Below are 25,463 nucleotides of genomic sequence, written 5' to 3' on the forward strand. Positions count from 1 at the left end.
TGCTTGTATAGACAAAGAATGGAAAAGATAAAATTAATTCTCTTATGCTGTTTCAGTTTGTTCTTAACAAATGTGAGTGCTACTGTGAGACTTCCCCACTTGTTTTCGGATCACATGGTTATACAGCGAGATCAGCCGGTCAAAATATGGGGATGGGCGGATAAGAACGAAACTATAGAAGTTGTTTTTGGCAGCCAGAGCAAGAAAGTCAAAGCAGATAAAAACGGAAATTGGGCATTATCTCTTGATAAGATGGCTTTTGGCGGTCCATATAGCATGCAGATAAAAGGCCGAAGTAATCATATTACATTGAAGGATATTTATGTAGGAGATGTATGGCTTTGTTCGGGACAGTCGAATATGGAGATGCCTGTTCATGGTTGGAGTTCCGTTGATAATTATCAGGAAGAAATTAAGAATGCGGACTATCCTCTCATCAGAACGTTCAATGTGACAAAAGGAATGGACGCACAGCCCCGCAATGATAGCGAAGGAATGTGGATGGTCTGTTCTCCTGATCAGGTGGCGGATTTTTCGGCAGTTGCTTATTTCTTTGCCAGGAAACTTAATCAGGAGTTGAATATTCCCATCGGCATTATTAACTCATCATGGGGAGGAACCGAAATAGAATCATGGATTACCCCCGATGCTTACAAGGCTCTGCCCGGAAGGTTCAATGATAAATACGAAGCTGTTGATATGGCCGACTTTGATTCTTTTTTGAAAGAAAACGAAATCAATAAGAGTTTATATCAGAAAGCGATGGATCGTGATCCTGGCGTAAAGGAACAGTGGTACAATCCTTCAACGGATGTTTCATTGTGGGAAAAGATGCTGCTTCCTCAAGTTTGGGAAAATGTATTGGGTAATGTAGACGGTATTGTGTGGTTCAGGCGAACATTTACTTTGCCTAAAGAGGATTCGGGCAAAGACACGGTGATACAACTAGGCCCTATTGATGATGATGATGAAACTTGGCTGAATGGGGTTAAGATAGGAGAAAGCAAAGGCTATGCAATAAATAGGATTTATGAAGTCCCGTCTGAACTTCTTAAAGAAGGAGAAAATACAATCGTAGTGAAGGTATCCGATTATTCAGGAGGTGGTGGCATGTATGGCAATGCCGATGACATGTATATAAAAACCGCCAAAGGACGCTATTCATTAGCAGGAGAATGGGTGTATAAATCCTCTGTTACTAACAAAGCATTCAACTATGTGACGGTTTCACCCAACATGCTTTACGGACTGCTTTACAATGCCATGATTCATCCATTCATATCATTCCCTATTCAGGGGGTTATTTGGTATCAAGGAGAAAGCAATGTGGGATATGCTTATGACTATCGCACTCTATTTCCTGCCATGATTAATTCCTGGCGTTCCAAGTGGGGCCGTGAGTTGCCTTTTTATTGGGTGCAACTAGCCAATTATATGGCTAAAGATGTGAAACCGCAAAGAAGTGAATGGGCCGAACTACGTGAAGCCCAGACAATGACATTGCTACTGCCGCAAACAGGACAAGCTGTCATTACGGATATTGGAGATGGTGATGATCTTCACCCTCGAAACAAGCAGGACGTAGGATTTCGTCTGGCACTAATTGCTTTGAATAAGACATACGGAATGGAAGAGATGACATGTTCCGGCCCTGTTTTCAAGTCAATGAACGTTATAGGTAATAAGGTTTATATTGAATATGATCAAATAGGGAAGGGCTTGTGTGTGAAGAATAAGTATGGCTATATTGAAGGGTTTTCTATTGCTGGTGCCAATCAGCAGTTTGAATGGGCACAGGCTTATTTAGATGGCGACAAAGTGGTTGTTTCTTCCACTCATATTACTCATCCCATAGCAGTACGCTATGCATGGTCTAATAATCCGGATGTGAACTTATATAATAAAGACGGATTGCCTGCAGCCCCTTTCCGAACGGACAACTGGGAGGATAGCAAATAGAAAGAACTGTGTAATAATAGAACTATTAACGTATTAGTTTATGAAAAAGATAAAAAGTTTTTTTTGGGGTGTTTCACTCTTCGCGCTGCCTGTTTTTGCACAGCAGAAGCCAGCGTATCTGGATGTTGACAAGCCTATTGAAGTAAGAGTGGAAGACGCGTTGAGGCGGATGACACTGGAAGAAAAAGTGGCCATGACACATGCACAGTCTAAGTTCAGTTCGCCGGGAGTTCCCCGCTTGGGAATTCCCGAGAATTGGATGACCGACGGGCCGCATGGTATCCGAGCCGAAGTACTTTGGGATGAATGGTATGGTGCCAACTGGACAAATGATTCTTGCATCGCCTTTCCGGCCTTGACTTGTTTGGCGGCTACATGGGATACCGAGATGTCGGCTCTTTATGGGAAAAGTATCGGTGAAGAGGCCCGATATCGCAATAAGAACGTGCTGTTGGGGCCGGGTGTAAACATATACCGTACACCACTTAACGGTCGTAATTTCGAATACATGGGGGAAGATCCTTATCTTGCTTCAAAGATGGTGGTTCCCTATATCCTTGAAGTTCAGAAAAACGGCGTTGCCGCTTGTGTGAAACACTTTGCGCTCAATAATCAAGAGATATACAGAGGACATATCAATGTGCAGGTTGACGACCGCGCTCTTCACGAAATTTATCTGCCTGCATTTAAAGCAGCTGTGCATGAAGGACAAGCGTGGGCTATCATGGGGTCTTACAATAAATACAAAGACGAACACTGCTGTCACAATCAGTACCTGCTCAATGATTTGTTGAAGCGCGATTGGGGTTTTGACGGGGTAGTGGTGTCCGATTGGGGCGGTGTGCATGATACCAAAGAAGCTATTTTTAATGGGCTCGATATGGAATTTGGAAGTTGGACCAATGGTTTGAACTGGGGGCAAAGCAATGCCTACGATAATTATTACCTGGCCCATCCTTATTTGAATTTGATTAAAAAGGGCGAAGTCACCGAAAAAGAACTGAATGATAAGGTCCGCCGCATTCTTAGGTTGGTATTCAGAACCAATATGGCTAAGGAACGTCATTTTGGCTCTTTCGGTACCGAAGAACATGCCTTAGCCGGACGTACCATTGCTCAACAAGGTATTGTACTCTTGCAAAACAAGAAAAATGTGCTGCCTGTTGATGCGTCGAAAGTGAAGCGAGTGCTGGTTGTTGGCGAGAATGCAGTGAAACGGATGACTGTGGGCGGTGGCTCCTCTTCGCTTAAGGCAAAATACGAAGTTTCTCCGCTCGAAGGCATCAAGGCTCGTTTGGGAGATGGAGCGGAAGTTATTTATTCGCCGGGATATGCGTCTCCGGCAGTGAAAGAACAAGATGTGTTAGGAGCAGAAGAGCCTGATAAAATGGAAATTGACGCCGATGCATTGCGAAATGATGCGGTGAAATGGGCCAAAGATGCAGATGTAGTCTTCTTTGTGGGTGGTTTAAACAAGAATGATGGTCAAGACTGCGAAGGCAACGACCGGAGTTCGCTGAGTTTACCCTACGAGCAAGATCAACTGATTGCCGAGTTGGCAAAAGCAAATCCTAACACCGTAGTTGTTATCATATCGGGCAATGCTGTTGCCATGCCTTGGGTAAAACAAGTTCCTGCAATTGTTGAGGCTTGGTATAGTGGCACTGAAGCGGGTAATGCATTGGCATCTATTCTGTTTGGTGATGTCAATCCATCGGGTAAGTTACCTTTTACTTTCCCTGCGAGACTGGAAGACAATGGTGCACATGCATTGGGTGAGCATCCCGGCGACAGCATAAACGTGAAGTACAATGAAAGTATTTTTGTTGGCTACCGTTGGGCTGATAAGCAGAAAAAGACCAAGCCGCTGTTCGCATTTGGCCATGGATTGAGTTATACCACCTTTGCATACGGTAAAGCTACTGCCACTAAAAAATCACTTACTGCTGATGAAACAATTACATTCACTGTTCCGGTAAAGAACACCGGTAGCCGTGAAGGTTCTGAAGTCGTTCAGTTGTATATTGGTGATAAGAAATCGACTTTACCTCGCCCCATCAAGGAGCTAAAAGGCTTTAGTAAGGTGAAGCTTGCCCCGGGCGAAGAGAAGATGGTCAGCTTTACAATAGATAAAACCGACCTTAGCTATTACGATGATACTCAAAATAGATGGGTTGCCGAACCGGGTGCTTTCGAAGCTTTTGTTGGGGCTTCATCGGATGATATAAGAAGTACCGTTTCTTTTGAATTGAGATAATCTGCCACGCAGATAATGATGAAGGGGCTATCCGAAACATTGGATAGCCCCTTGCTTTATTATAATTGCTGGTTGCAAAACTTTTTGTAGACCCGGGTGTAGGGCATTTGTACACCCGGATCTACAGACCGTGTACATGGGGGTGTACAAACTGTGTACATCCGGGTAGAGACGAAAATTGCTCACCTGCAAAATAAATCGCATAAGCATGCTGATTATAAAGCTTATATATAGGAGATAATAGTGTTATATTCGTAAGGAATCACTACCAAAAAAGTTGGTGACACTTGGTGATACTTGGTGAGGCTTTTTTTTAGCAAAGTATCACACATAAAAGTTTGATAATCAGAGTATTGCAAGGTTGATGATACTTGGTGATACTTTTTTTCATGCATTTTATGAGGCGGAGGTGATTCAAACAATCAATCGTTATCACATGTTGTTATAGTCATAACGTTGTGTTTTGCAATCTATGGATAAGGTATCTGATAAAGGACGACTAAGAGAAATAGCCGGTTTGTTTCTTAAACTGGGGTTCCTTTCATTTGGCGGACCTGCTGCTCACATCGCAATGATGGAAGCGGAAGTTGTGAAGAAGCGTAAGTGGATGGATGCTGATCATTTTCTTAATCTGATTGGTGCTACCAATTTGATTCCGGGTCCTAACTCCACAGAGATGGCCATGCATTGCGGACACGAACGTGCCGGCTTGAGGGGGCTTGTTGTGGCGGGAGGGGCGTTTATTTTTCCGGCAGTTTTAATCACTTCGCTATTTGCCTGGCTGTACGTTACTTATGGACAGCTTCCTGAGGCAGAACCGTTTATCTATGGCATTAAACCGGCGGTTGTGGCAATTATCGCTTCGGCAGTTATCACTTTAGGCAAAAAGGCTTTAAAGACTAAAGAATTGTATGTACTGGGGACTTTGTGTGTGGTGTTATCATTAGTGGGTGTCAATGAAATCTTGGCTTTGTTCTTAACTGGTGTTCTGGCTTTATTGCTTTATCTTTTCAGGCAACGAAGCAGCGGCGTTTTTACTGTTTTACTGATGCCGTTGACTACCGGGGGAGTTACTGCCGACAGCTTGCGTGTGTTTCTGATCTTTCTGAAAGTGGGTGCTTTGCTGTATGGCAGTGGCTATGTGTTGTTTGCCTTTCTTGATGCGGAATTGGTGGCTACCGGTTTGATGAGCCGAACTGAGTTGATGGATGCGGTGGCCGTAGGGCAATTTACCCCCGGGCCGGTCTTATCGACCGCTACTTTTGTGGGTTGGATTCTTCAAGGGCCTGAGGGGGCCTTATTAGCTACAATCGGTATTTTCCTCCCTTCTTTCTTGTTGGTTGCTTTGCTCAATCCTTTGATTCCCCGAATGAGGAAATGGAAACCGGTATCGGCCTTTCTCGATGGAGTCAACGTGGGCTCCGTGGCTGTTATTCTGGCGGTTTGCTTGCAAATGGGCTTTGAGGCGGTTACCGACTGGCGAACTACTCTTATCTTTTTGCTAGGACTTCTGGTTGTTTTCTTCTTTAAAAAAGTGAATAGTGCATGGCTGGTTATTGGCGGATCGGCGTTGGGATTGCTCCTTTTTCCCTATTAAATACTATTAACATGTTATAAAATTACCATAAACATGTTATAGATGCTTTATGGTATACCTTTTACTTTTGCAACATGGAAAGTTGATAAGTAATTAATGATATTCAGTAAAGGTAAAAGGATTATGAAAAAAAGGAATGTAAGATTGGGAAGAGTGCTTCTATTAGCAGCTCTGTTTTTTCTGGGGATAGGCATCGGCACTGCAAAAGCGCAGCAAGTAAAGGTGCAAGGGAAGGTATCTGATGCCAATGGCTCCTTAGTAGGTGGCTCTGTGTTGGTTGAGGGAACGGCGACCGGTGGAATAACAAATGCCGACGGTGAATTTCAACTCTCCCTGAACCCAGGTAAATATACATTAAGAGCAAGTTTTGTGGGTTATTCAACACAAAAGAAAACCATTCAGGTACTGGCAGGAAAGCCTTTGAAGGTAGACTTTGTTCTCAATGAGTTACTGGAACTGGATGAAGTGGTTGTGCTGGGTTCACGCGCCGCGCCGCGGTCCAGACTGGAGACGGCTGTAGCTGTTGATGTAATCGATACGAAAGTGCTGAAGGATATACCGCAAGTGAATTTAAACCAGATTTTGCATTACCTGGCGCCTTCTTTTAATTCAAGTACGCAGACGATAAGTGACGGAACAGACCACATTGATCCGGCTTCGTTAAGGGGGCTAGGCCCCGATCAGGTGTTGGTTCTTATCAATGGGAAAAGAAGGCATACCACGTCACTGATTAATATAAACGGAACGGCTGGTAAGGGTTCTGTTGGAACCGATTTGAATGCCATACCGACTTCTGCCATCAAGCGTATCGAAATTCTGCGCGATGGGGCGGCTGCACAATATGGTTCTGATGCTATAGCGGGTGTTATTAATATTATATTGGAAGATAATACGGAACAGCTCCGTTCTAATCTTACTACGGGCGGGTATCTATCAAAGAACTCTGAGAACACGGTCGACGGGGAGTCTGTACAGGCTAATGTGAACTTCGGATTGCCCGTTGGAAAGAAGGGGGGCTTTATCAATCTGGCGGGTTCGTATGATTTCCGTAATCCCACAAACCGACAGAAGGAGTTTACCGGATCTATATTCCTCGATTACAACCGCCCCGATTTGTATCCTAATCCTACGGGAGTTGATATTACCCAGGAGGAACTGGTCAGACAGGGCAAAACGCGTGCCGATTATGTATCTCGCGTTGGGCAATCGAAGAACAGGGGAGGTGCCTTGTTTGTGAATAGTGTTTTGCCTGTAGCCGAAAATGCGGAGGTCTATTTCTTTGGGGGACTTAATTTCCGGAACGGTGAGTCTGCGGCATTCCGTCGTCAGCCGGCTCAGCTTACGCAAAACATTGCAAGCATCTATCCCGATGGCTTTTTGCCTTTGATCAATACGGATAATTCGGATCGCTCGTTGTCGGCTGGTATTCGTGGGAAACGAGGCAAGTGGAATATTGATTTCTCTAATACGCTCGGACAGAATGCCATTGATTTCAAGACAACAAACTCGCTGAATGCTTCGCTGCTTGCGGCTTCTCCAACGTCTTTTGAGGCTGGCGGATATCGTTTCCTCCAGAATACAACCAATTTTGATGTCAACAGAGTTTTTGATGTGTGGAGTGGCATTAACTTAGCTTTTGGTGCCGAACATCGTTACGAGAAGTATCAGATTGTAGCCGGTACGGAGGATTCGTATCGTGATTATGGAAGGGCGCTGGTGATTGGAGAGGATGCTAATGGTGATGATATACTCTTGCCCGACGTAAACGGAAATGTTTCTACTTTATTTGCTGCTAACGGGAAGGCATACGCCGGTGGGGCACAGGCTTTTCCCGGTTTCCGACCGGAGAATGCTGTTAATGCTACACGTTCATCGGTGGCGGTTTATACGGATGCTGAGCTGAACTTTTCTGATTCATGGTTGCTTACCGGTGCGCTTCGGTTTGAAAATTACTCTGATTTTGGTTCAACCCTCAACTGGAAAACTTCTTTGCGCTATAAGTTAAATGATAACTGGGCTCTGCGCGGTGCTGCGAGTACCGGATTCCGTGCGCCTTCTCTTCACCAGCGTTATTTTAGTGCCACTTCGAGTGTGTTTACTGACGGGGAGATCATACAATCGGGTACCTTCCGTAACGACAGTCGTGTGGCTAAATTGTTAGGTATTCCCGCACTGAAAGAGGAAACTTCGCAGAACTACAGTTTGGGTTTTACCGGTAGTTTGGGAGCATTTAAGCTGACCGTTGATGGTTATTATATTAAGATTGATAATCGTGTTATTTACACCGGTCAGTTTAAAGGAAGCAATGCTGCCGATGCTACGGATCAGGATCGCGAAATTTATAACTTGCTGGATCAGGCGGGAGCTTCAACGGCTCGTTTCTTTGCCAATGCCATTGATACGGAGACTAAGGGGGTAGATGTAGTGCTTTCGCATCAGACTTCCTTATTCGGCGGTACACTCCGTTCTGATTTATCGGGTTCGTACGTTAAAACAGCCATTATAGGTGATGCACACACTTCTGATTTGCTGGCTGGCAAAGAATCTATTTATCTGGATCATGCCAGCAGGGTGTATATTGAGTCTGTTACGCCTCGGGTCAAAGCCAATCTTTCATTGAATTATAACCTGGGCCGCTGGAATGTGTTCTTGAGAAATGTGTATTTTGGTGAGGTCGAAGCTGCCACCAATACGGTTGCCGATTATCAAACGTACGATCCTAAGATTATTACCGATTTAAGTACTAGCTATGCTTTTACAAAGAGCTTAAGGGTGACTGTAGGTGCTAATAATCTGTTTGATGTGTATCCTGATAAAAACAAAGGAAGTAATGTGGGAGCCGGGTATTTTATCTATTCCCGTACCGGCCAGCAGTTTGGTTTCAACGGTCGTTATGTATTTGGCAGATTGTCTCTGACATTATAAAGCTTATTTGTTTCTTTATGATCTTAAATCCCTTATCTTTGTGACAATCTTTATGTTATTCATTAAATTAGGTTGTCATTATGGTAATAAGGAAAGCGAACCCGGATGATGCGAATGCTTTATGTCGTATTTATAATCATTATGTAGTGCATACGGCTGTAACGTTCGAAACGGATCCGGTGTCGGAAGCAGAAATGGGGCAACGCATCCTTGAGGTGCAAAATGAAAATTTACCGTACTTCGTGCTTGAAGTTGAGGGTAGAGTGGTGGGCTACTATTATGTTCATAAATGGAAAAACAGATGTGCGTATTCGTCAACCAAAGAGGTAACGGTGTATTTGGATAAAGAGTATGTGGGAAAAGGGTTAGGGTCCCTACTTTATGAGCACATGTTACAGCAGATTGATCCTGAACAAACGCATGTATTAATAGCAGGAATCTGTATACCCAACGACGGTAGTGTACGTTTGCACGAGAAATTTGGGTTTGTTCAGGTTTCCACCATGAAGGAAGTCGGACGTAAGTTTGATGAATGGCGTGATGTAGGGCATTGGATGCTTACGCTTGGAAAAACGATATAAAACAAAAAAGAACTTGTCATCTTCCGTAATGGATGTGACAAGTTCTTTTTTTATACTACGCTGTTACTCGTTGTCTATCGATTATAGTAAAGTCGATTTGGCAATACCCATTTCTAAACCTCTGAGTTCAGCAAGTCCTCTGAGTCTTCCGATACAAGAATAACCCGGATTGGTTTTCTTCTTTAAGTCATCAACCATTTGGTGCCCGTGATCCGGACGCATGGGGATGGATACTTGTCTGCGCTGCTGAAGCTCCAGGAATGCTTTCATGACATGGTACATGTCAACATCACCTTCCAGGTGGTTGGCTTCGAAGAAGTTTCCTTCTTCATCGCGTTGTGTACTGCGGAAATGCACGAAGTTAATCCGGTCTCCGAAAGTCTTCATCATGCCTTCCAAGTCATTGCTGCTGCTTACTCCTAAAGAACCTGTGCAAAGGCATAGTCCGTTGGATGCATTGGGTACTGCATCAATCAACGCCTGAAAATCATTTGCCGAGCTCATGATACGGGGTAATCCAAGTATTGAACAAGGAGGATCGTCGGGGTGAATAACCAGCTTAACTCCGGCCTCGTCGGCTACAGGAGCTACCTCTTTTAAGAAATGAATGAGATTGGACCGCAGTTGCGTTGCGTCAATGTCTTTGTATCTGTCGAGCTCTTGCTGAAACTGTTCCAGCGTGAAGCTTTCTTCAGAACCGGGTAAGCCTGCGATCATGTTTCGGATGAGCAGTTGTTTGTCATCCTCCGTCATTTGTTCCAAACGAGCTTTGGCTTTAGCCTTTTCGGCATCGCTGTAGTCGGCTTCTGCACCGGGACGCTTCAGCAGGAAAAGATCAAAAGCCACGAATGCAGCCAGTTCAAAACGAAGTGCACGCGAGCCGTCGGGTAATTCGTAGGCTAAGTCTGTACGTGTCCAGTCGAGTACAGGCATGAAGTTGTACGTTACAATGTTGATGCCGCACTTACCGAGATTGCGTATGCTTTCCTTGTAATTCTCTATATAGGTCTTAAAATTACCTGTCTGAGTTTTTATGTGCTCGTGCACGGGAACGCTTTCAACAACAGACCATACCAGGCCTACCGATTCAATGAGTTCCTTTCGTTTGGTAATTTCCTCTACCGTCCACACTTCACCGTTGCGAATGTGATGCAAGGCCGTAACAATTCCCGTTGCACCGGCTTGCTTAATGTCCCACAGGCTAACGGGGTCATTCGGACCGTACCAGCGCCATGTTTGTTCGCTCAGGTATAATTGTTTTTTGTTTTCCATTTCTTTCCTTGTTATTGAATTTACATAGCAAAAGCATTGAATCCTCCGTCAACAACAGCTACTGTTCCTGTTACGAAGTTCGATGCATCGCTGATGAGGTATTGTATGGTTCCGCACAATTCTTCCGCACGTCCCATGCGGCCGTAAGGAGTTTGACGAATTACCGCTTCTCCGCGGGCAGTATAGCTACCATCGGGGTTAGTTAGCAGGTTTCTGTTTTGTTCGGTCAGGAAGAAGCCCGGAGCAATAGCGTTTACGCGTATTCCTTCGCCGAATTTTACTGCAACCTCAGTGGCCATAAATTGCGTAAAGTTTGAGATGCCTGCTTTGGCAGCTGCGTATCCTGCAACACGAGTGATAGGGCGGAATGAGGCCATGGAAGCAAAGTTAACGATGCATCCGGCTTTTTGCTCAACCATGGGTTTGAGGAATACTTGTGTTGGAAGCACAGTTCCAGTGAGGTTGAGGTCAACCACCTTCTGGAATTCATCTATTTTAAGATCAAAGAATGTGGCATCGGGTGCAATAACTGCTCCGGCAATGTTGCCACCGGCTGCATTAAGCAGTGCGTCTACCCGTCCGTATGCTTTTAAAATATCAGCGAGATTTTGTTCCAAGACTTCACGATTCAATACATCGGTTACTAGAAACATGGCTTCACCACCTTGGGCTTTAATCTCGTTTACAATTTGGTTGCCTACTTCGGCTTTGCGTCCTAAAATAACTACTTTAGCCCCTTCTTCGGCTAAATGGTTAGCTATAGCTTTTCCCAGAACTCCGGTTCCTCCGGTAATCACTACAACTCTGTCTTTTACACTAAATAAATTTGCCATGATTTGATAATATAGTTAATTGATTTTTAATTCATTTATAGGTTACAGAACCAAAACACTCTCCGGTCCCATATTAAATAATAAGTCGATAACGCTCAGGTTAGGCAAAAAACCGTGCCTGCTTTCAAATACCTGATAGTAAGGTTTGGGAAGGAAGTCCTTGTCAACTTCCGTATAGTCTTTCTTCGGATGAATCACTTCTCTGTAGTCGGCCTCATCCGGTAGAAAGTCGGTATGGTAAGAAGCGGTGTGCTCTACTACAGGACTGATATCCATTAGCTCACAGATCTTACAGCGTAATTCTTCGTTGAAATCAGCTAAAAAAGTATATTTGTTCTCGTAAAACGGGCGCAAATCATCTTTATAGTATTCAAAGAAAGGGGTGTTGTTATAGGCCGATTCTATGGCATTCCAATGCAAATGCCGCCAGTTACCGTGATCGGATATGCGGATATCTTTCATGGCGCACTTGGGCGTGTCGGGTCTTATGATAGGCACCGACAACGACAATACCCCTTCGGGACCTGCAATGTTGCACCGGTTCCTATAGGTTTGTTTGACGTAATGATCGTGCTGCTCTATGTAGATCTTATCGTACGCTTTCAGTTTGCTGTAATATTCTACGGGTGCCAAATAGGCTGAACTAAGATATATTGTTTTCATGATGCTTGTTTTACGATTACCTCACTGCCGAAAAAATCCGATTCCACCGGTATCCTTTGAATAAGCCCTTTCCCTTTTCTTTGGAAAACCAGATGAACGATGCCTTTCCAATAACGTGATCTTTCGGTACGAAACCAAACATACGTGAATCTTCGAGGTTGATGGAGTTATTGCTTGCCATCCAATAATAATCTTTTGTGAAGTAGCAATGCTGTGTGGGTTTGCCGTTAATGTAAAGGGTGTCTCCTTTTATATCCACTTGTTTGCCTTCATGCAGAACCAGCGTGTTGCGCAATAATACGGCATTCCATCGGGTAACTTTAATAACAGACCCTTTTCGGGGTATGGGTAGCCGGTAGGTTAGTTGATGACTGTCTTCATTGCTTGCCAGCGGACGCACCCAGTTGGTTCCGCTGATAGCTTGTCCCAAAAGATAGTATTCGTATCGGCTGAAGCTTCTTACGTGCATCTTCTTGCTTTGCCCTAATAACTTGTTGGGGGCAATTGATAAGACCGAAATCAGCGAATCCATCGCATTTTCTTTCTCGGGCGGATAAGCATATAGCAACTTCTCATCGGGTATGACTCCCTGACTTGTCCTGATAGGGTGAAAGAAGGAATCAAGTAGCAGGGTATCACCTGGTATTCCGACACAGCGATTGATGAAAACCTTTCTGTTACTCCATACTTTTTCTTGGGGCTGAGCCGGATTGTTGAATACTACAAAGTCGCCTACGGCAATAGGCTTCTCGAGTATGCGGTTATAAGAAAACCATTGCATGAATGGCATACGCAATCCGTAACTCCACTTATTAACAAGAATGTGATCTCCTTGATAGAGGGCGTTCTCCATGCCCGAAGAGGGAATAAGGAAGGAACCGAACACAAAGGTCCGGAACAACAATACGGCGATTATTGCTCCCGCAAATGCTAGTATCCACTTTCCTCCCTTTAGTTTCATCTTGCTGTTAATGAACCCACTTAAATATTCTGTTCCATCGTATCTTTCCATCGAACCATCCACGGTCCTTGTCTAATGAAAGCCATACTACAATGGGCTTACCAACCACATGATCTTCGGGAACAAAGCCCCAATAGCGTGAGTCGGCCGAATTATGACGATTGTCGCCCATCATCCAGTAGTAATCCATTTTAAAGGTATACCGGTTGGTTTTAACTCCATTGATGTAAAGTCCGTCTGCCTTCTTCTCCAGCTTGTTGCCTTCATAAGCTACAATGCATCGTTCGTAAATAGGCAGATTCTTTTCGGTCAGTGTAATGCTTGTTCCTTTTGCCGGTATCCATATCGGTCCGTAATTGTTTCTGTTCCACTTGGTGTTCATGTTCAATGGGTACAGCTGTCCGGCATAATCTTCTGACTCCATGATTATTTTATGAATCAGCTTCTTGTTAGCCGCAAATGTGTTGAACATTTGTTTGGTTAGCGGGAAATGATAAACCGGACAAAGGCGTCCTTCGGCAGTTCTGCCGTCCAGTCCCATAGCAACCAGTGCGGGCTCAGAAGCCTGATCAATGTTGAACATAACCTGATCGTCTTTGCTGATACCCATTTCGCGCAACATATCATCGGATATGTATGAGCCTGTGGTTTGCACAAAGTAGTTAAACTGCACACCTTCGGGATCGGGAGATATCTTGTTGTTGATGTAAACCTGACCGTTCACTATCTTCAGTGTATCACCCGGTAAGCCGAGGCAACGTTTTACGTAATTCTCTCGGCGGTCTACCGGTCGGATCACAACCTCACCGTACTTGGCCGGATTGGAGAGTATCATTTTACGTCCGGCAGCATAATACAGATCATAAATCATGGATTGCTCTTTGAAAGAGATACTGTCCATGTTTACATTGGCCGGGTACATGCTCTTGCCTTCCTGATAAGCCAGCGTGTAGAAATCAGTTTGCTGGTAATTCAGTGCAACGGTATCTCCGGCAGGAAAGTTAAATACCACAATATCATTGTGTTTCACTTTGCCTAAACCTTTCACCCTTTTATATGACCATTGAGGCCATTCAATGTACGATTTGCAATTCAATATGGGCAACGTATGCTGAGCCAAAGGCATGGATAGGGGCGTGTTGGGTACTCGCGGTCCGTAGCTGACTTTGCTTACATACAGAAAATCGCCTACTAACAATGACTTCTCCAGAGAAGACGATGGAATTTGGTAATTTTGGAATATGTAATTATTCACAAAGTAAACGGCTACTAAAGCGAAAACGATGGCATCTACCCAGCTCATGATGCTGCGTACCATTTCATTCTTAGAATTCCGCCAGAATGTCCAAGGAATCTTTTTGGTAATGTATATGTCAAAGATGAAAGGAACGAAAAGAAGTCCCCACCAGCTTTTAACCCAAATAAGAAACAGAAGGTAAAGTACAATTGCTATGCAGCACTTTAGCCATTGACGGGGTGTACGTTTATCCATGGTGAATTGCTTTTAGTTTTTTTATTCGTTAAGAAAGGGAAATAGATCGGACATGCCCAGATAGCCTTGTTTGCCCGCCGTATACTCAGCGGCAAGTACGGCTCCCAATGCAAAACCTTTACGGTTTTTAGCATCATGCGTAATGCTAATGCTGTCGGCCTCCGAATCATATCGAATGGTATGTATACCGAATACCTCACCTTCTCTGATTGAATGGATAGGCAGCTCATCGGCTTGTTGTGCATCTTCTTTTACCCAGTGACTTTTACGATCCAGGTTTTCAAGCACGCCCTCAGCCAAGGTAATGGCTGTGCCACTCGGAGCATCTAGCTTATGAATGTGATGCGTTTCGCTCATGGTTACGTCATACGCAGGGAATTGATTCATGATTTTGGCGAGGTGTTTATTAACTGCCGAGAAGATCACAACACCCAGGCTGAAGTTAGATGCCCAGAATAATGTTTTTCCTCCTGTGCTGCAAAGTTGCCTGATCTCTTCTCCGTGCTCATCCATCCAGCCGGTACTTCCCGAAACCACTTTCACACCTGCGGCAAATGCTTTCATGTAATTTGAATAAGCCACCATGGGGTTGGTAAACTCAATCGCAACATCGGCAGAGCGGAAAGCCTCCGATTCAAAGTCCTGCTGATTGTTGAGATCTATAATACACACTATTTCGTGTCCGCGGTTTAAGGCAATTCTTTCTATCTCTTTGCCCATTTTTCCATAACCAATCAATGCAATCTTCATTGTTCTATATGTTTTGTAGAAATAATTGACGCAAAGATAATTATTTTGATGGTAAGTTATTACTTTTGCCGCATATTAACGCCTTGTTAACAATGGAACAACTACTGCATTACGTATGGAAACACAAAATTTTCCCTTTAAAAGAGTTAAGAACTACGACAGGACTACCGGTCGAGGTGATTGATACCGGTTTACAAAACAGTAATTCGGGACCCGACTTTTTCAATGCGAAACTTAAAATTGACGGAACACTTTGGGTAGGCAATGTGGAAGTACACCAGTCTTCGTCGGACTGGATGCGTCATGGGCATAATCACGATAAGACATACGATTCTGTTATTATGCATATTATTACCCATGCCGATTGTGAAGTGCATCGTTCCACGGGTGAATCCATACCGCAGCTGCAACTGGTTTGCCCCGACCATATTCAGGCTAATTACGAGCAATTGCATCGTTCTGAGGTGAAACCTTATTGTTACTCTATCTTGTCTGGTTTACCTAAACTGGCTGTACATTCGTGGATGTCGGCACTTCAGTCGGAACGGTTTGAGCAGAAAACGGCCCTGATCAGGCAACGCCTTCAACGCACCAATCAGCATTGGGAGGATACTTTCTTTATGACGCTGGCCCGTAATTATGGGTTCGGGCTGAATGGAGATGCTTTTGAAACTTGGGCTAATCTGGTTTCTTTCAGGGCGTTGGATAAGCATCGCGATAACTTATTTCAGGTTGAGGCTATCTTCTTTGGACAAGCCGGACTTTTGACAGAGGAAGAAGGAGATGAGTATTACTTGTCTTTGCGGAAAGAATATCTGTATCTGAAACACAAATTCAGTCTGAATGAGATGGATGCCTCTCTGTGGCGCTTTCTTCGGTTACGACCCGGTAACTTTCCGCATGTCAGGATTGCCCAACTGGCCTATCTTTATCACTCTACCTGCGCACTCCTTTCCAAGGTCGTGGAAGCTGCTTCTATGGAACAAGTAAAGAAATTGCTTTTGACGCAAACATCAGCTTATTGGGAGGTACACTTCATTTTTAGCAAGCCGTCGCCCCGCCGGCAGAAGCACTTGAGTGAAGATTCACTCAATCTTATTCTTATTAATACAGTGGTTCCGTTCTTGTATGCTTACGGATTACATAAAGGCGATGACAAATTGTGCCAAAGGGCAGGCAGCTATCTGGAGTTATTGAAGGCAGAGAATAACCACGTGATCCGTTTGTGGCAGGCGGCAGGCATTGAAGTGGAATCGGCAGCCGACTCACAAGCCATACTACAGTTGCAGAAAGAATATTGTGATAAAAAGGATTGTCTTCGTTGCCGTTTTGGTTACGAGTACCTCAAGCATAAATAAGTCTGCACTTTTGATTCTATTTTCCGAACTTATACTATATTTGCCTGCTGAATTTTGAGCTTCAACAATTTAATGTTTTATGGCTATGAATGCAAAAAGATTTGCGCTCTGTTTATTGATGGTAACTATGCTGGCTAGCGTGTGTTTTATCTCTTGTGGTAACACATCGGCGAAAGATTCATCGGGGAAAGATGTGACTCCCGGTACTGCACAAAAAGACGACAGCTTTGAGGCGTTTCTGACTAAATTTACTTCGAGTGCCGCTTTTCAGTACACTCGCGTTAAGTTTCCGTTGAAAACTCCCATTACGCTCATGTCTGATGATGGAAACAGTGAGAAAACATTTCCTTTCACCAAAGAGAAATGGCCGTTGCTCGATGAAGAAACGCTGAAGGAAGAACGCATCGTTCAAGATGAAGGCGGAGTTTATGTGTCGCGGTTTGTGGTGAATGAGCCTACTCACAAAGAATTCGAGGCCGGTTATGAGGAATCGGAAGTTGACCTTCGTGTTGTCTTTGAATTGATTGACGGTAACTGGTATGTAACAGATTGCTATACAGCGTGGTATAGTTTTGACCTTCCCATTGCCGACCTGAAAGAAACTATTTCGCAGGTTCAGGAAGAAAACAAGGCATTTGAAGAGGTACATCCGTAAACAACAGAGTGCAGGCGATTGCTTTCCTGCACTCTTATTTTTTATAAATATGTGTAAAAGATAGTGCTAATTCAGGCAGAACCCTTATTTTTGCAGCATGTTAAACGGAAAGTATCATAACACGAAGCGTTTTGCCCGGTATGCATTGGCTGCTACCGCCATGGTAGGAGTTTTTTACTCTTGTGCCAACGTGGGTCGTCCCGAAGGAGGTCCTATTGATGAAACGCCTCCCAAAGTAATAGGGAGTACCCCTCAGGCGGGTGCCTTAAACAATAAAAGAACAAAAATACTGATTGAATTCGATGAATTCGTCAAGCTCGAAAAGGCTAACGAAAAAGTCGTTGTTTCGCCTCCTCAGGTGCAGCAGCCTGAAATTAAAACGACAGGGAAGAAGGTGTCTATAAACCTGCTCGATTCCCTCAAAGCCAATACCACTTATACCATTGACTTCTCCGATGCCATTGTTGATAACAACGAAGGTAATCCGCTGGGTAATTTTGCTTTTACCTTCTCGACAGGTAGCGCCATTGATAGCATGGTTGTTTCGGGTACCGTACTCGACGCATCGAACCTGGAACCGGTTAAAGGCATATTGGTAGGCTTGCACGCTAATTTACAAGATTCGGCGTTTGTGAAGCAACCGTTCGACAGGGTAGCACGGACAGACAGTCGCGGACATTTTTCCATTCGGGGTATAGCGCCCGGCAAATATCGCATTTACGCTTTGCAGGATGCCGATCAGAATTTTATCTATTCTCAAAAAAGTGAAGTACTCGCTTTCAATGACTCGTTAGTGATTCCCGGTTTTGAAGAACGCCTTCGGAATGATACTACCTGGAAAGATTCACTGACCATCGACACCATCGTGCCACGTAAATACACGCACTATCTGCCCGATAACCTGATATTGCGTACTTTCAAAGAAGAACTCTTCTCGCAGTATCTGGCTAAGAGCGAGCGTACGCTGGATCGTAAGTTTTCTTTGTATTTTGTGGCTAAAGCCGATACGTTACCGATTTTGAAGGGACTTAACTTTGACGAGAAAGATGCGTTCCTTATTGAAAAGAATCATAAGAATGACACCATACATTATTGGGTAAAAGATTCGCTGATCTATAAAAAAGATACGCTAAGCATGAGTCTTAGCTATTTGTATACCGATACGCTCAACCAACTGGTTCCTCGTACCGATACGTTGAATCTGATTGTTAAAAAGGCAAAAGGAGCACCCGATGACCGCCAACCCGAGAAGAAAAAGAAAAAAGGGAAGGAGAATGAACCGGAGCCAACGCGCTTTATTGCTGTGACGCCTACCATTCCGGCTTCTATGAATGTATATGATAGTATCAGTTTTGTGTTTGATGAGCCTTTGGATCATTACATAGGCGGTGCCATTCACCTGAAACAGAAGGTCGATTCTCTTTGGAAAGAGGCGCCTTTTGCCTTTGCGCCCGATTCTGTTGAACTGCGTCGTTATAATCTATTCAGTAATTGGGAACCCGGAACGGAATATGAACTGGAGGTTGATTCAATGGCTTTTGTCGGTTTATACGGATTGCATTCCAATAAGATAAAGCAGAACTTCAAGGTTCGTTCGTTGGAGGAATACGGAGCCATTTACTTCAATGTGTCCGGTATTAAAACTGCTGCTTTCGTTGAGTTGCTCGATGGGCAGGATAAGGTGGTCAGAAAGCTACCGGTGCTCAATGGGCAGGCCGATTTCTATTACCTGAACCCCGGTAAATATACCGCACGACTTATTGAAGATACGAATGGTAATTATAAATGGGATACGGGCAACTATGAAAAGAAGCTTCAGCCCGAAATGGTTTATTATTACCCCCAATTGGTAGAGTTAAAAGCTCTTTGGGAGTTGGAGCAAGACTGGAATGTGCTATCTAAACCCCTTGATAAACAAAAACTAGATGAACTTAAAAAACAAAAACCGGATGAAGACAAAAAGAAAAAGAACAATGCTGCCAATAAGCAGAATAGCTCGTCGAGGCGTAGTTACTAGTTGCAGGTTGTTGCTGCTCGTTATAACATTGAGCTTATTTGCCATGCCGGCAAGTGCACAGTGCGAGGCTAAGAACGATGCTTTTAAGTCGGGCGAACACGTGATGTATGATTTGTTTTTCAACTGGAAGTTCATCTGGACGAAAGCAGGACTGGCCAGTCTTACTACCAATGAAACCATCTATCAGGCCAAACCGGCTTACCGCATTAACCTGCTGGCCATAGGAAGTAAGAAGGCCGATTTCTTCTTTAAAATGCGTGATACGGTTACTTGTATCATCGGAAATCGCCTGGAACCTTATTATTTCAAGAAGGCCGCCGAAGAAGGTAAACGTTATACCATTGATGAGGCTCGCTTTTCTTATAGCAATGGCTTGTGTCACGTAAAGCAGTCCCGAACGAAGGACGGAAAGATTGAGCGTTCGGAGTACAGTGATAGCCGTTGCATTTATGATATGCTGAGCATTCTGGCGCAGGCACGTTCATTTGACCCTACCGATTATAAAGTGGGGCAGCGCATTCAATTTCCCATGACCACCGGTCGTAAGGTTGAGGAGCAAACCCTCATCTTCAGAGGAAGGAAAAGCTTTACTGCCGAGAATGACACAACCTATCGTTGCTTGGTTTTTTCTTTGGTGGAGTATAAGAAAGGAAAAGAAAAGGAGGTGATTACCTTCTATATTACAGACGATAAAAATCACCTCCCGGTTCGTTTGGATTTGTACCTCAATTTTGGTTCGGCAAAAGCCTTCTTAAGTAGCGTGCGGGGCAACAGGCACCCGCTTACATCTATCGTTACAAAGTAAAACCTAACGGTATCTCTTTTCGATAAACACTTGCGTTGAATGTAGCAATCAGTTCACTGTTCTGGTTGCTACTTATTGAGCTTCCACTCGAAGCCGTCTTTGGTATCTTTAATCTCGAATCCCAAGGCTGTGAGCTCGTTTCGTATCTTATCAGACATAGCCCAGTCTTTATTGGCTTTGGCTTGCATTCTTTGCTCCAGTAACATATCGACTACCTTGCCGTAAGCCGCTTCGCGACCGTCAGACGAGCCTGTTTCTTCTTTCAAGCCCAGTATATCAAACAAGAACAAGTGGAATGTGTCTTTCAACTCCTTTAAGTCGGCCTCAGAAAGCTTATTGTTTCCCGCCAATACATTGTTCACAATTCTGGCAGCCTCGAAGAGGTGCGAGATAACAATGGGAGAATTCAGGTCATCATTCATTGCCTCGTGGCATTTGGTGCGTATGCTTTGCACCTCTACATCCGATGCCGCCGATGTTTTGATGCGATCAAGTCCGTCGACCGCTTCCAAAAGTCTTTGTAGTCCCTTTTCAGAAGCTTGCAGCGCCTCATTGCTGAAGTCAACCGTGCTGCGGTAGTGCGCCTGAAGGATAAAGAAACGAATGGTCATGGGGCTGTATGCCTGAGTCAGCATGGCATGAGAGCCATTGAAGAACTCATCAAGCGTAATGAAATTACCCAATGATTTACCCATTTTCGTTCCGTTAACGGTAATCATGTTGTTGTGCATCCAGTAGTGAACCATGTCGTCACCCTGCGATGCCACGGATTGTGCTATTTCGCATTCGTGGTGAGGGAAAACAAGATCCATGCCGCCTCCGTGAATATCAAAATGCTCGCCCAGATACTTACGTCCCATGGCGGTACATTCGCAATGCCATCCGGGGAAACCATTGCTCCAAGGCGATGGCCAGCGCATGATGTGCTCCGGTTGTGCACACTTCCACAAAGCAAAGTCGGCCGGATTGCGCTTCTCACTCTGTCCGTCGAGTTCGCGGGTGGTGTTCAGTACATCGTCCAGATTACGTCCCGACAACTTACCGTAGTGATGATCTTTATTGTATTTAGCTACGTCGAAGTACACAGAACCTTCACTCTCGTAAGCATAGCCATTGTTCAAAATTTCTTTTACCAATTCAATCTGTTCAATGATGTGTCCCGAAGCGTGTGGTTCGATGCTTGGCGGCAAAACGTTGAGTGCTTCCATTGATTTGTGGTAACGGTTCACGTAATATTGCACCACTTCCATAGGCTCCAATTGCTCCAACCGAGCCTTCTTTGCTACCTTGTCTTCCCCTTCGTCAGCATCGTGCTCCAGGTGTCCCACATCGGTAATGTTGCGCACATAGCGTACTTTATACCCCAGGTGAGTAAGATAACGGAATAATATATCGAAAGTAATGGCCGGACGTGCGTGCCCCAAATGTGCATCGCCGTAAACGGTTGGTCCGCATACGTACATGCCTACGTGAGGTGCATGCAGCGGTATAAACTGTTCCTTTTTCCTGCTTAAGGTGTTGTAAATCGTCAGTTGGTGTTCCATAACGCTTTGATTTATTTTTAAGAACTACAAAGTTATAATAAATTGTTTATTTAGATGGACTTTACCCACTAAAAGATAACCATTTCATTGCTTTTCTGCCCGTAGAGTTGTATTTTTGTAGTGAGAAGAAAAGCGGCTAACCATGGTTGGACGACTGAACAACCATGGTGGGCATATCGGCTAACCTAGGTTGGTAAATCAGCTAACCAAGGTTAGCCGCTTATTTGATAAATGCCTTTGTGGGTGTTTGTCAGGCTTCGGAGAGCATACACCTTTGTATAAACTTTATAATGTAATAGGAATGGCAATTCATTTTGAATGGTACGAAACACCGGTGGCACCGCATCAGCCGGAAGAGAAGACGCTGCATGCGCGCATTAGTTTTAACGGGAAAACAGATACGGCTCAGCTGCGGAAAAAAATACAAGAACGTTGCACGCTGTCGGAGACCGATGTAGTGGCAGTTCTCGATGCGTTGTCTCGCGTGATGGGCGAGGAGCTGGCAGATGGCCGGCAGGTGCACCTGGACGGGATAGGGTATTTTCATCCCACGCTGACTTGCACGGAAATAATCAAGGAAGATACGAAGCAGAAGAATGCCAAGGTGCGTTTGAAAAGCATTAAATTCAGAGCCGATAAGAAGCTGAATAGCTCGATTGGTGAGGTGAAGGTGCAACATGTGAAGCACAACGAGCACTCTTCGCGATTGTCACCGGAAGAAATAGATAGGTATCTCACGGAGTACTTCAGCACGCATCGTTTCATGACCCGTGCCGATTTTCAGAAAGGCTGCGGCTTGCTTAGAAATACGGCAATGAATCATCTTCGCCGATTAATTGCTGAGGGTAAAATCAAGAACATCGGATTGCGCATGCAGCCCATTTATGTGCCCCTGCCCGGATACTACGGGGTGGATGCCGAAAATGCCATTGATCAATGATCAAGTAAGCAGCATTTCCCATTCGCTGTCGGTCAGTGAATCGAGCGGGTTGTTGTCGGTGATGAACGACTCGGCCAGCTTCCTTTTTTCTGCCTGCAGCTGCATCATCTTCTCTTCAATGCTGTCTTGGGTGATAAAACGATAGGCCATGACCTGCTTTTGTTGCCCGATGCGGTGTGCCCGCCCGATGGCTTGCATCTCCGCCGCCGGATTCCACCACGGGTCGATGATAAAGATATAGTCGGCTTGGGTGAGGTTTAGTCCCACGCCCCCCGCCTTGAGCGAAATCAGGAACGCCTGTATGTTTTCATCGTCCGTGAAGCGGGTAATTTCTTCTTCGCGGTTGGTGGTGCTGCCCGTGAGCATGGCATACTTCCATTTCCGTTTGGTAAATGCTTTGGCCACCAGTTCGAGGTGCTGTACGAAAGATGAAAAGATAAGAACCTTGTGGCCTTCACTTCGCAATGTTTCGAAGGTGCCTACAATTTCCTCCATCTTGCCCGACTCCTCGCGAAAGTCTTTCAGCGTCAATCTGGGGTGACAAGCCAGTTGGCGCAACCTCATGATGCCGTTGATGATGGTGAAATTTCTTTTTTCACTCTCAACCTCAAGTTCATGGAGTAAGATGCTACGCAAGCGGTTTCTTTCGTCCTTATAAAGTTCCTCCTGCTGTTCCGTCATGCCACAATAAAGAACCTCTTCGGTTAATGATGGTAGTTCCGGAGCAACATCGGATTTGCTGCGGCGTAGAATAAAAGGTTCCAGCAACCGTTTCAGTTCACTTTCCTTCACCTCGTTGCCTTGCCTGATGGGAAGAATAAAGTTCTTGGTGAAGTGCCTCTCACTGCCCAGTAAATCGGGTTGCAGGAAACAAAACTGCGCCCAAAGGTCTTTCAGTGAATTCTCTATTGGTGTGCCGGTAAGTACCAACCGGTGATTACCCTTCAATGTTACGGCTGCCTTGAAGGTGAATGAGTCGCTGTTTTTGATGCTCTGACTTTCGTCCAGAATAACATACTCGAACACGTATTTGCTCAGCTCGCTGATGTTGTTACGCATAATGCCGTAACTGGTAAGTACTATGTGATACTGATTGAACTCTTTGGGCGTAATGCCCTTTTTGCCTACGCCATTACCTTCATATTGTCCGATGGACAGGTTGGTAAAGCGTTGCCCTTCTTTGGCCCAGTTGTGCAAAAGAGACGTAGGAACCACAATGAGTGAGGCATGTTTGGCTTTGGCGTTGTACACGTATTGCAGAAGCGCTAAAGTCTGAATGGTTTTACCCAATCCCATGTCATCGGCCAGGCAGCCGTTAAAACGGTGCTCGTAAAGATGCACCATCCATGACAATCCCGCTTGCTGGTAATGCCTTAACTGGGCGCGGAAACCTTCGGGAGCATCTAATAAACGCTTGGGTTGATACGGCCCCGTCTTCTTCCCGTCTTCCGAAAAAGCCGATTGCACCAATCCCACGAGCGACCGTCTGACGCGAATCGTTTTGTCTTCCTTTACCGTGGCTGCTTGTAGCAAACCGCTGTACTTACTGAACCAGTCTTCGGGCAGCAGCATGATTTTCCCGCTGGGCAGCACAAACTCACGATTCCCCTCCAGTATATGCTTTCTGAAGTGAGTAAAGGGCAGTACCATGCCGTCAATCATCACCTGGATGTTCAGTTCAAACCAGTCGCGGTCATCTTCCTTATAAAATTGCTCAATGCGTATGTCTTCCAAACAATATTCGGCTTCGACGGTTTCATTGGTGATAACGAACCGTTTGTGGAGCAACTCTTTGTTTTGGTACAACCAGCTTACGAGGGGAGAAGAATCATTGGAATGGGTGTTCTTGGGAACAAATAGCTTGTCGCTTACCTGTTTCAATCCCGATGCTTTCAGGAATTCGTATGCTTCGTTTTCCCTGGCAATGTCACGCTCAAAATAGACAATGCGGATGTTCTCCGTGGTATTGTCCAACCGGGCTATCTTGGCTGTGGCGCAAGCATCGTGCGTAAACTCCTGATCACCGTATGTAAAATGCAACCGGATACCCCAGTCTAGCCCGGGAGTCAGGTTTACGGTGAGATGCGGTTCGCATGAAACCTGCTCTTCTACAATGTCGAACCCCGAAGCCGTAACGTGATGATAACGCATGGCCGGCAACACGATGTTCTCCATGTACTTTTCGCTTAGAGAAGCATCCACGCTAACCTGCGCTTTATGGGTAAAAGGAAGTATTCGCGAAGCCTCAATGTGGTTAAATACGTGAAGCTCTCTGCCTAGCATGAGCACGGCAGGCGAGGAGCTGAGCACGATAACCGGCTTCTTGTCGGGCAAACTTACCTCATCGCCATTTCGGGAACATTTAATGGCATAGCTAAATAGCTTTTTGGTCAGGGTAAAGTGAAACGAGAGGCTGCTCGATTGCTCATTTACCTCATAACGATGGTGTTCGTAAAGCAGGTTGCTGCCGGCTTGTTTCTCATATAGGGGCAGTTTGTACTTTACAATGAGCTTGATCATTTCGAGTAGTTTCTTCTCAATGTACGGTCGCACTTGCTCCTTGTACTTCTTCTCGGTAAGTTTATGCAAAAACACACTGCTGCTCTTTTCTTTGGAGTAGACTGCTGTGAGATACTTCTCGGTGTAGTGCGCGGCAATATCTATGGCTTTACGCTCCGGGGCCGAAAGACGGTCAATCAAACCTTCAGGCGCATGGAAAGCCTGTTCGGCAAGTTGTACCATTTCATTGTCCCTCCGCGCTACGGTATAGGGGAGCAATAGATGTCCCAATACCGGATGTTGCGCCAGAACAATAACTATTTCTGCAGATGGAATAGTTTGTTTCATGTAGTCT

Annotated in this window: 18 protein-coding genes; 10 read left to right on the forward strand and 8 right to left on the reverse strand. The window is 44.9% G+C overall.

What is annotated here, in order from left to right; all coding sequences use genetic code 11:
* The first annotated feature begins 18 nt into the window (after positions 1-18).
* The 5 genes from C511_RS0101235 (at position 19) to C511_RS0101255 (ending at position 9,319) form a co-directional block, all read left to right on the forward strand.
* The gene (locus tag C511_RS0101235; RefSeq protein ID WP_024995457.1) at positions 19-1,959 is read left to right on the forward strand and encodes a sialate O-acetylesterase; all 1,941 of its coding nucleotides are present in this window, start codon (positions 19-21) and stop codon (positions 1,957-1,959) included.
* A 40-nt stretch (positions 1,960-1,999) separates the two neighbouring features.
* On the forward strand, positions 2,000-4,216 hold the full coding sequence (locus C511_RS0101240; RefSeq protein ID WP_024995456.1) for a glycoside hydrolase family 3 C-terminal domain-containing protein: 2,217 nt from the start codon (positions 2,000-2,002) through the stop codon (positions 4,214-4,216).
* Positions 4,217-4,688: 472 nt separating this feature from the next.
* Positions 4,689-5,813 (forward strand): chromate efflux transporter, encoded by a 1,125-nt coding sequence (gene chrA, locus C511_RS0101245; RefSeq protein WP_027317678.1) that lies wholly within the window; start codon positions 4,689-4,691, stop codon positions 5,811-5,813.
* 123 nt (positions 5,814-5,936) lie between these two features.
* Complete coding sequence (locus tag C511_RS0101250) at positions 5,937-8,738, forward strand: TonB-dependent receptor (RefSeq protein ID WP_027317679.1); 2,802 nt, start codon at positions 5,937-5,939, stop codon at positions 8,736-8,738.
* Between the two features lie 80 nt (positions 8,739-8,818).
* Positions 8,819-9,319, forward strand: coding sequence for a GNAT family N-acetyltransferase (locus tag C511_RS0101255; RefSeq protein ID WP_024995453.1), 501 nt, complete (start codon positions 8,819-8,821; stop codon positions 9,317-9,319).
* An 81-nt stretch (positions 9,320-9,400) separates the two neighbouring features.
* Here the strand turns inward: C511_RS0101255 and uxuA are convergent, their stop codons facing one another.
* From uxuA to dapB, 6 genes are read right to left on the reverse strand one after another with little or no spacing between them, the layout of a single operon-like run.
* A complete protein-coding gene (gene uxuA, locus C511_RS0101260; RefSeq protein WP_034781181.1) occupies positions 9,401-10,591 on the reverse strand; it encodes a mannonate dehydratase in 1,191 nt (396 codons plus the stop codon).
* Between the two features lie 20 nt (positions 10,592-10,611).
* Complete coding sequence (locus tag C511_RS0101265; RefSeq protein ID WP_024995451.1) at positions 10,612-11,424, reverse strand: SDR family oxidoreductase; 813 nt, start codon at positions 11,422-11,424, stop codon at positions 10,612-10,614.
* Positions 11,425-11,466: 42 nt separating this feature from the next.
* Positions 11,467-12,087 (reverse strand): WbqC family protein, encoded by a 621-nt coding sequence (locus C511_RS0101270; RefSeq protein WP_024995450.1) that lies wholly within the window; start codon positions 12,085-12,087, stop codon positions 11,467-11,469.
* A 16-nt stretch (positions 12,088-12,103) separates the two neighbouring features.
* The gene (lepB, locus tag C511_RS0101275) at positions 12,104-13,048 is read right to left on the reverse strand and encodes a signal peptidase I (protein ID WP_024995449.1); all 945 of its coding nucleotides are present in this window, start codon (positions 13,046-13,048) and stop codon (positions 12,104-12,106) included.
* Positions 13,049-13,055: 7 nt separating this feature from the next.
* The gene (locus C511_RS0101280) at positions 13,056-14,540 is read right to left on the reverse strand and encodes a S26 family signal peptidase (RefSeq protein WP_024995448.1); all 1,485 of its coding nucleotides are present in this window, start codon (positions 14,538-14,540) and stop codon (positions 13,056-13,058) included.
* Positions 14,541-14,561: 21 nt separating this feature from the next.
* Entirely contained in the window at positions 14,562-15,290 is a 729-nt protein-coding gene (gene dapB, locus C511_RS0101285; RefSeq protein WP_024995447.1) for a 4-hydroxy-tetrahydrodipicolinate reductase, read from the reverse strand.
* A gap of 92 nt (positions 15,291-15,382) precedes the next feature.
* Between dapB and C511_RS0101290 the strand changes: the two genes are divergently transcribed.
* The 4 genes from C511_RS0101290 (at position 15,383) to C511_RS0101305 (ending at position 20,125) form a co-directional block, all read left to right on the forward strand.
* Positions 15,383-16,648, forward strand: coding sequence for a DUF2851 family protein (locus tag C511_RS0101290; RefSeq protein WP_024995446.1), 1,266 nt, complete (start codon positions 15,383-15,385; stop codon positions 16,646-16,648).
* An 85-nt stretch (positions 16,649-16,733) separates the two neighbouring features.
* A complete protein-coding gene (locus C511_RS0101295; RefSeq protein ID WP_024995445.1) occupies positions 16,734-17,303 on the forward strand; it encodes a DUF4348 domain-containing protein in 570 nt (189 codons plus the stop codon).
* A 97-nt stretch (positions 17,304-17,400) separates the two neighbouring features.
* Positions 17,401-19,320, forward strand: a complete 1,920-nt coding sequence (locus tag C511_RS0101300) for an Ig-like domain-containing protein (protein ID WP_024995444.1) — start codon at positions 17,401-17,403, stop codon at positions 19,318-19,320.
* Between the two features lie 43 nt (positions 19,321-19,363).
* A complete protein-coding gene (locus C511_RS0101305; RefSeq protein WP_374048564.1) occupies positions 19,364-20,125 on the forward strand; it encodes a DUF3108 domain-containing protein in 762 nt (253 codons plus the stop codon).
* Between the two features lie 68 nt (positions 20,126-20,193).
* Here C511_RS0101305 and cysS read toward each other — a convergent pair whose 3' ends face one another.
* Complete coding sequence (gene cysS, locus C511_RS0101310) at positions 20,194-21,669, reverse strand: cysteine--tRNA ligase (protein ID WP_024995442.1); 1,476 nt, start codon at positions 21,667-21,669, stop codon at positions 20,194-20,196.
* A gap of 301 nt (positions 21,670-21,970) precedes the next feature.
* Here cysS and C511_RS0101315 point away from each other — a divergent pair, with 301 nt between their 5' ends.
* Positions 21,971-22,609: an HU family DNA-binding protein gene (locus C511_RS0101315; RefSeq protein WP_024995441.1), complete on the forward strand. Its 639-nt coding sequence runs from the start codon at positions 21,971-21,973 to the stop codon at positions 22,607-22,609.
* On the opposite strand, the gene C511_RS0101320 is transcribed toward C511_RS0101315, so the two are convergent.
* On the reverse strand, positions 22,610-25,456 hold the full coding sequence (locus C511_RS0101320) for a DEAD/DEAH box helicase (protein WP_024995440.1): 2,847 nt from the start codon (positions 25,454-25,456) through the stop codon (positions 22,610-22,612).
* Positions 25,457-25,463 lie beyond the last annotated feature (7 nt).

Origin of the sequence: Bacteroides graminisolvens DSM 19988 = JCM 15093 (assembly GCF_000428125.1) — a bacterium.
GTDB lineage: Bacteria > Bacteroidota > Bacteroidia > Bacteroidales > Bacteroidaceae > Bacteroides > Bacteroides graminisolvens.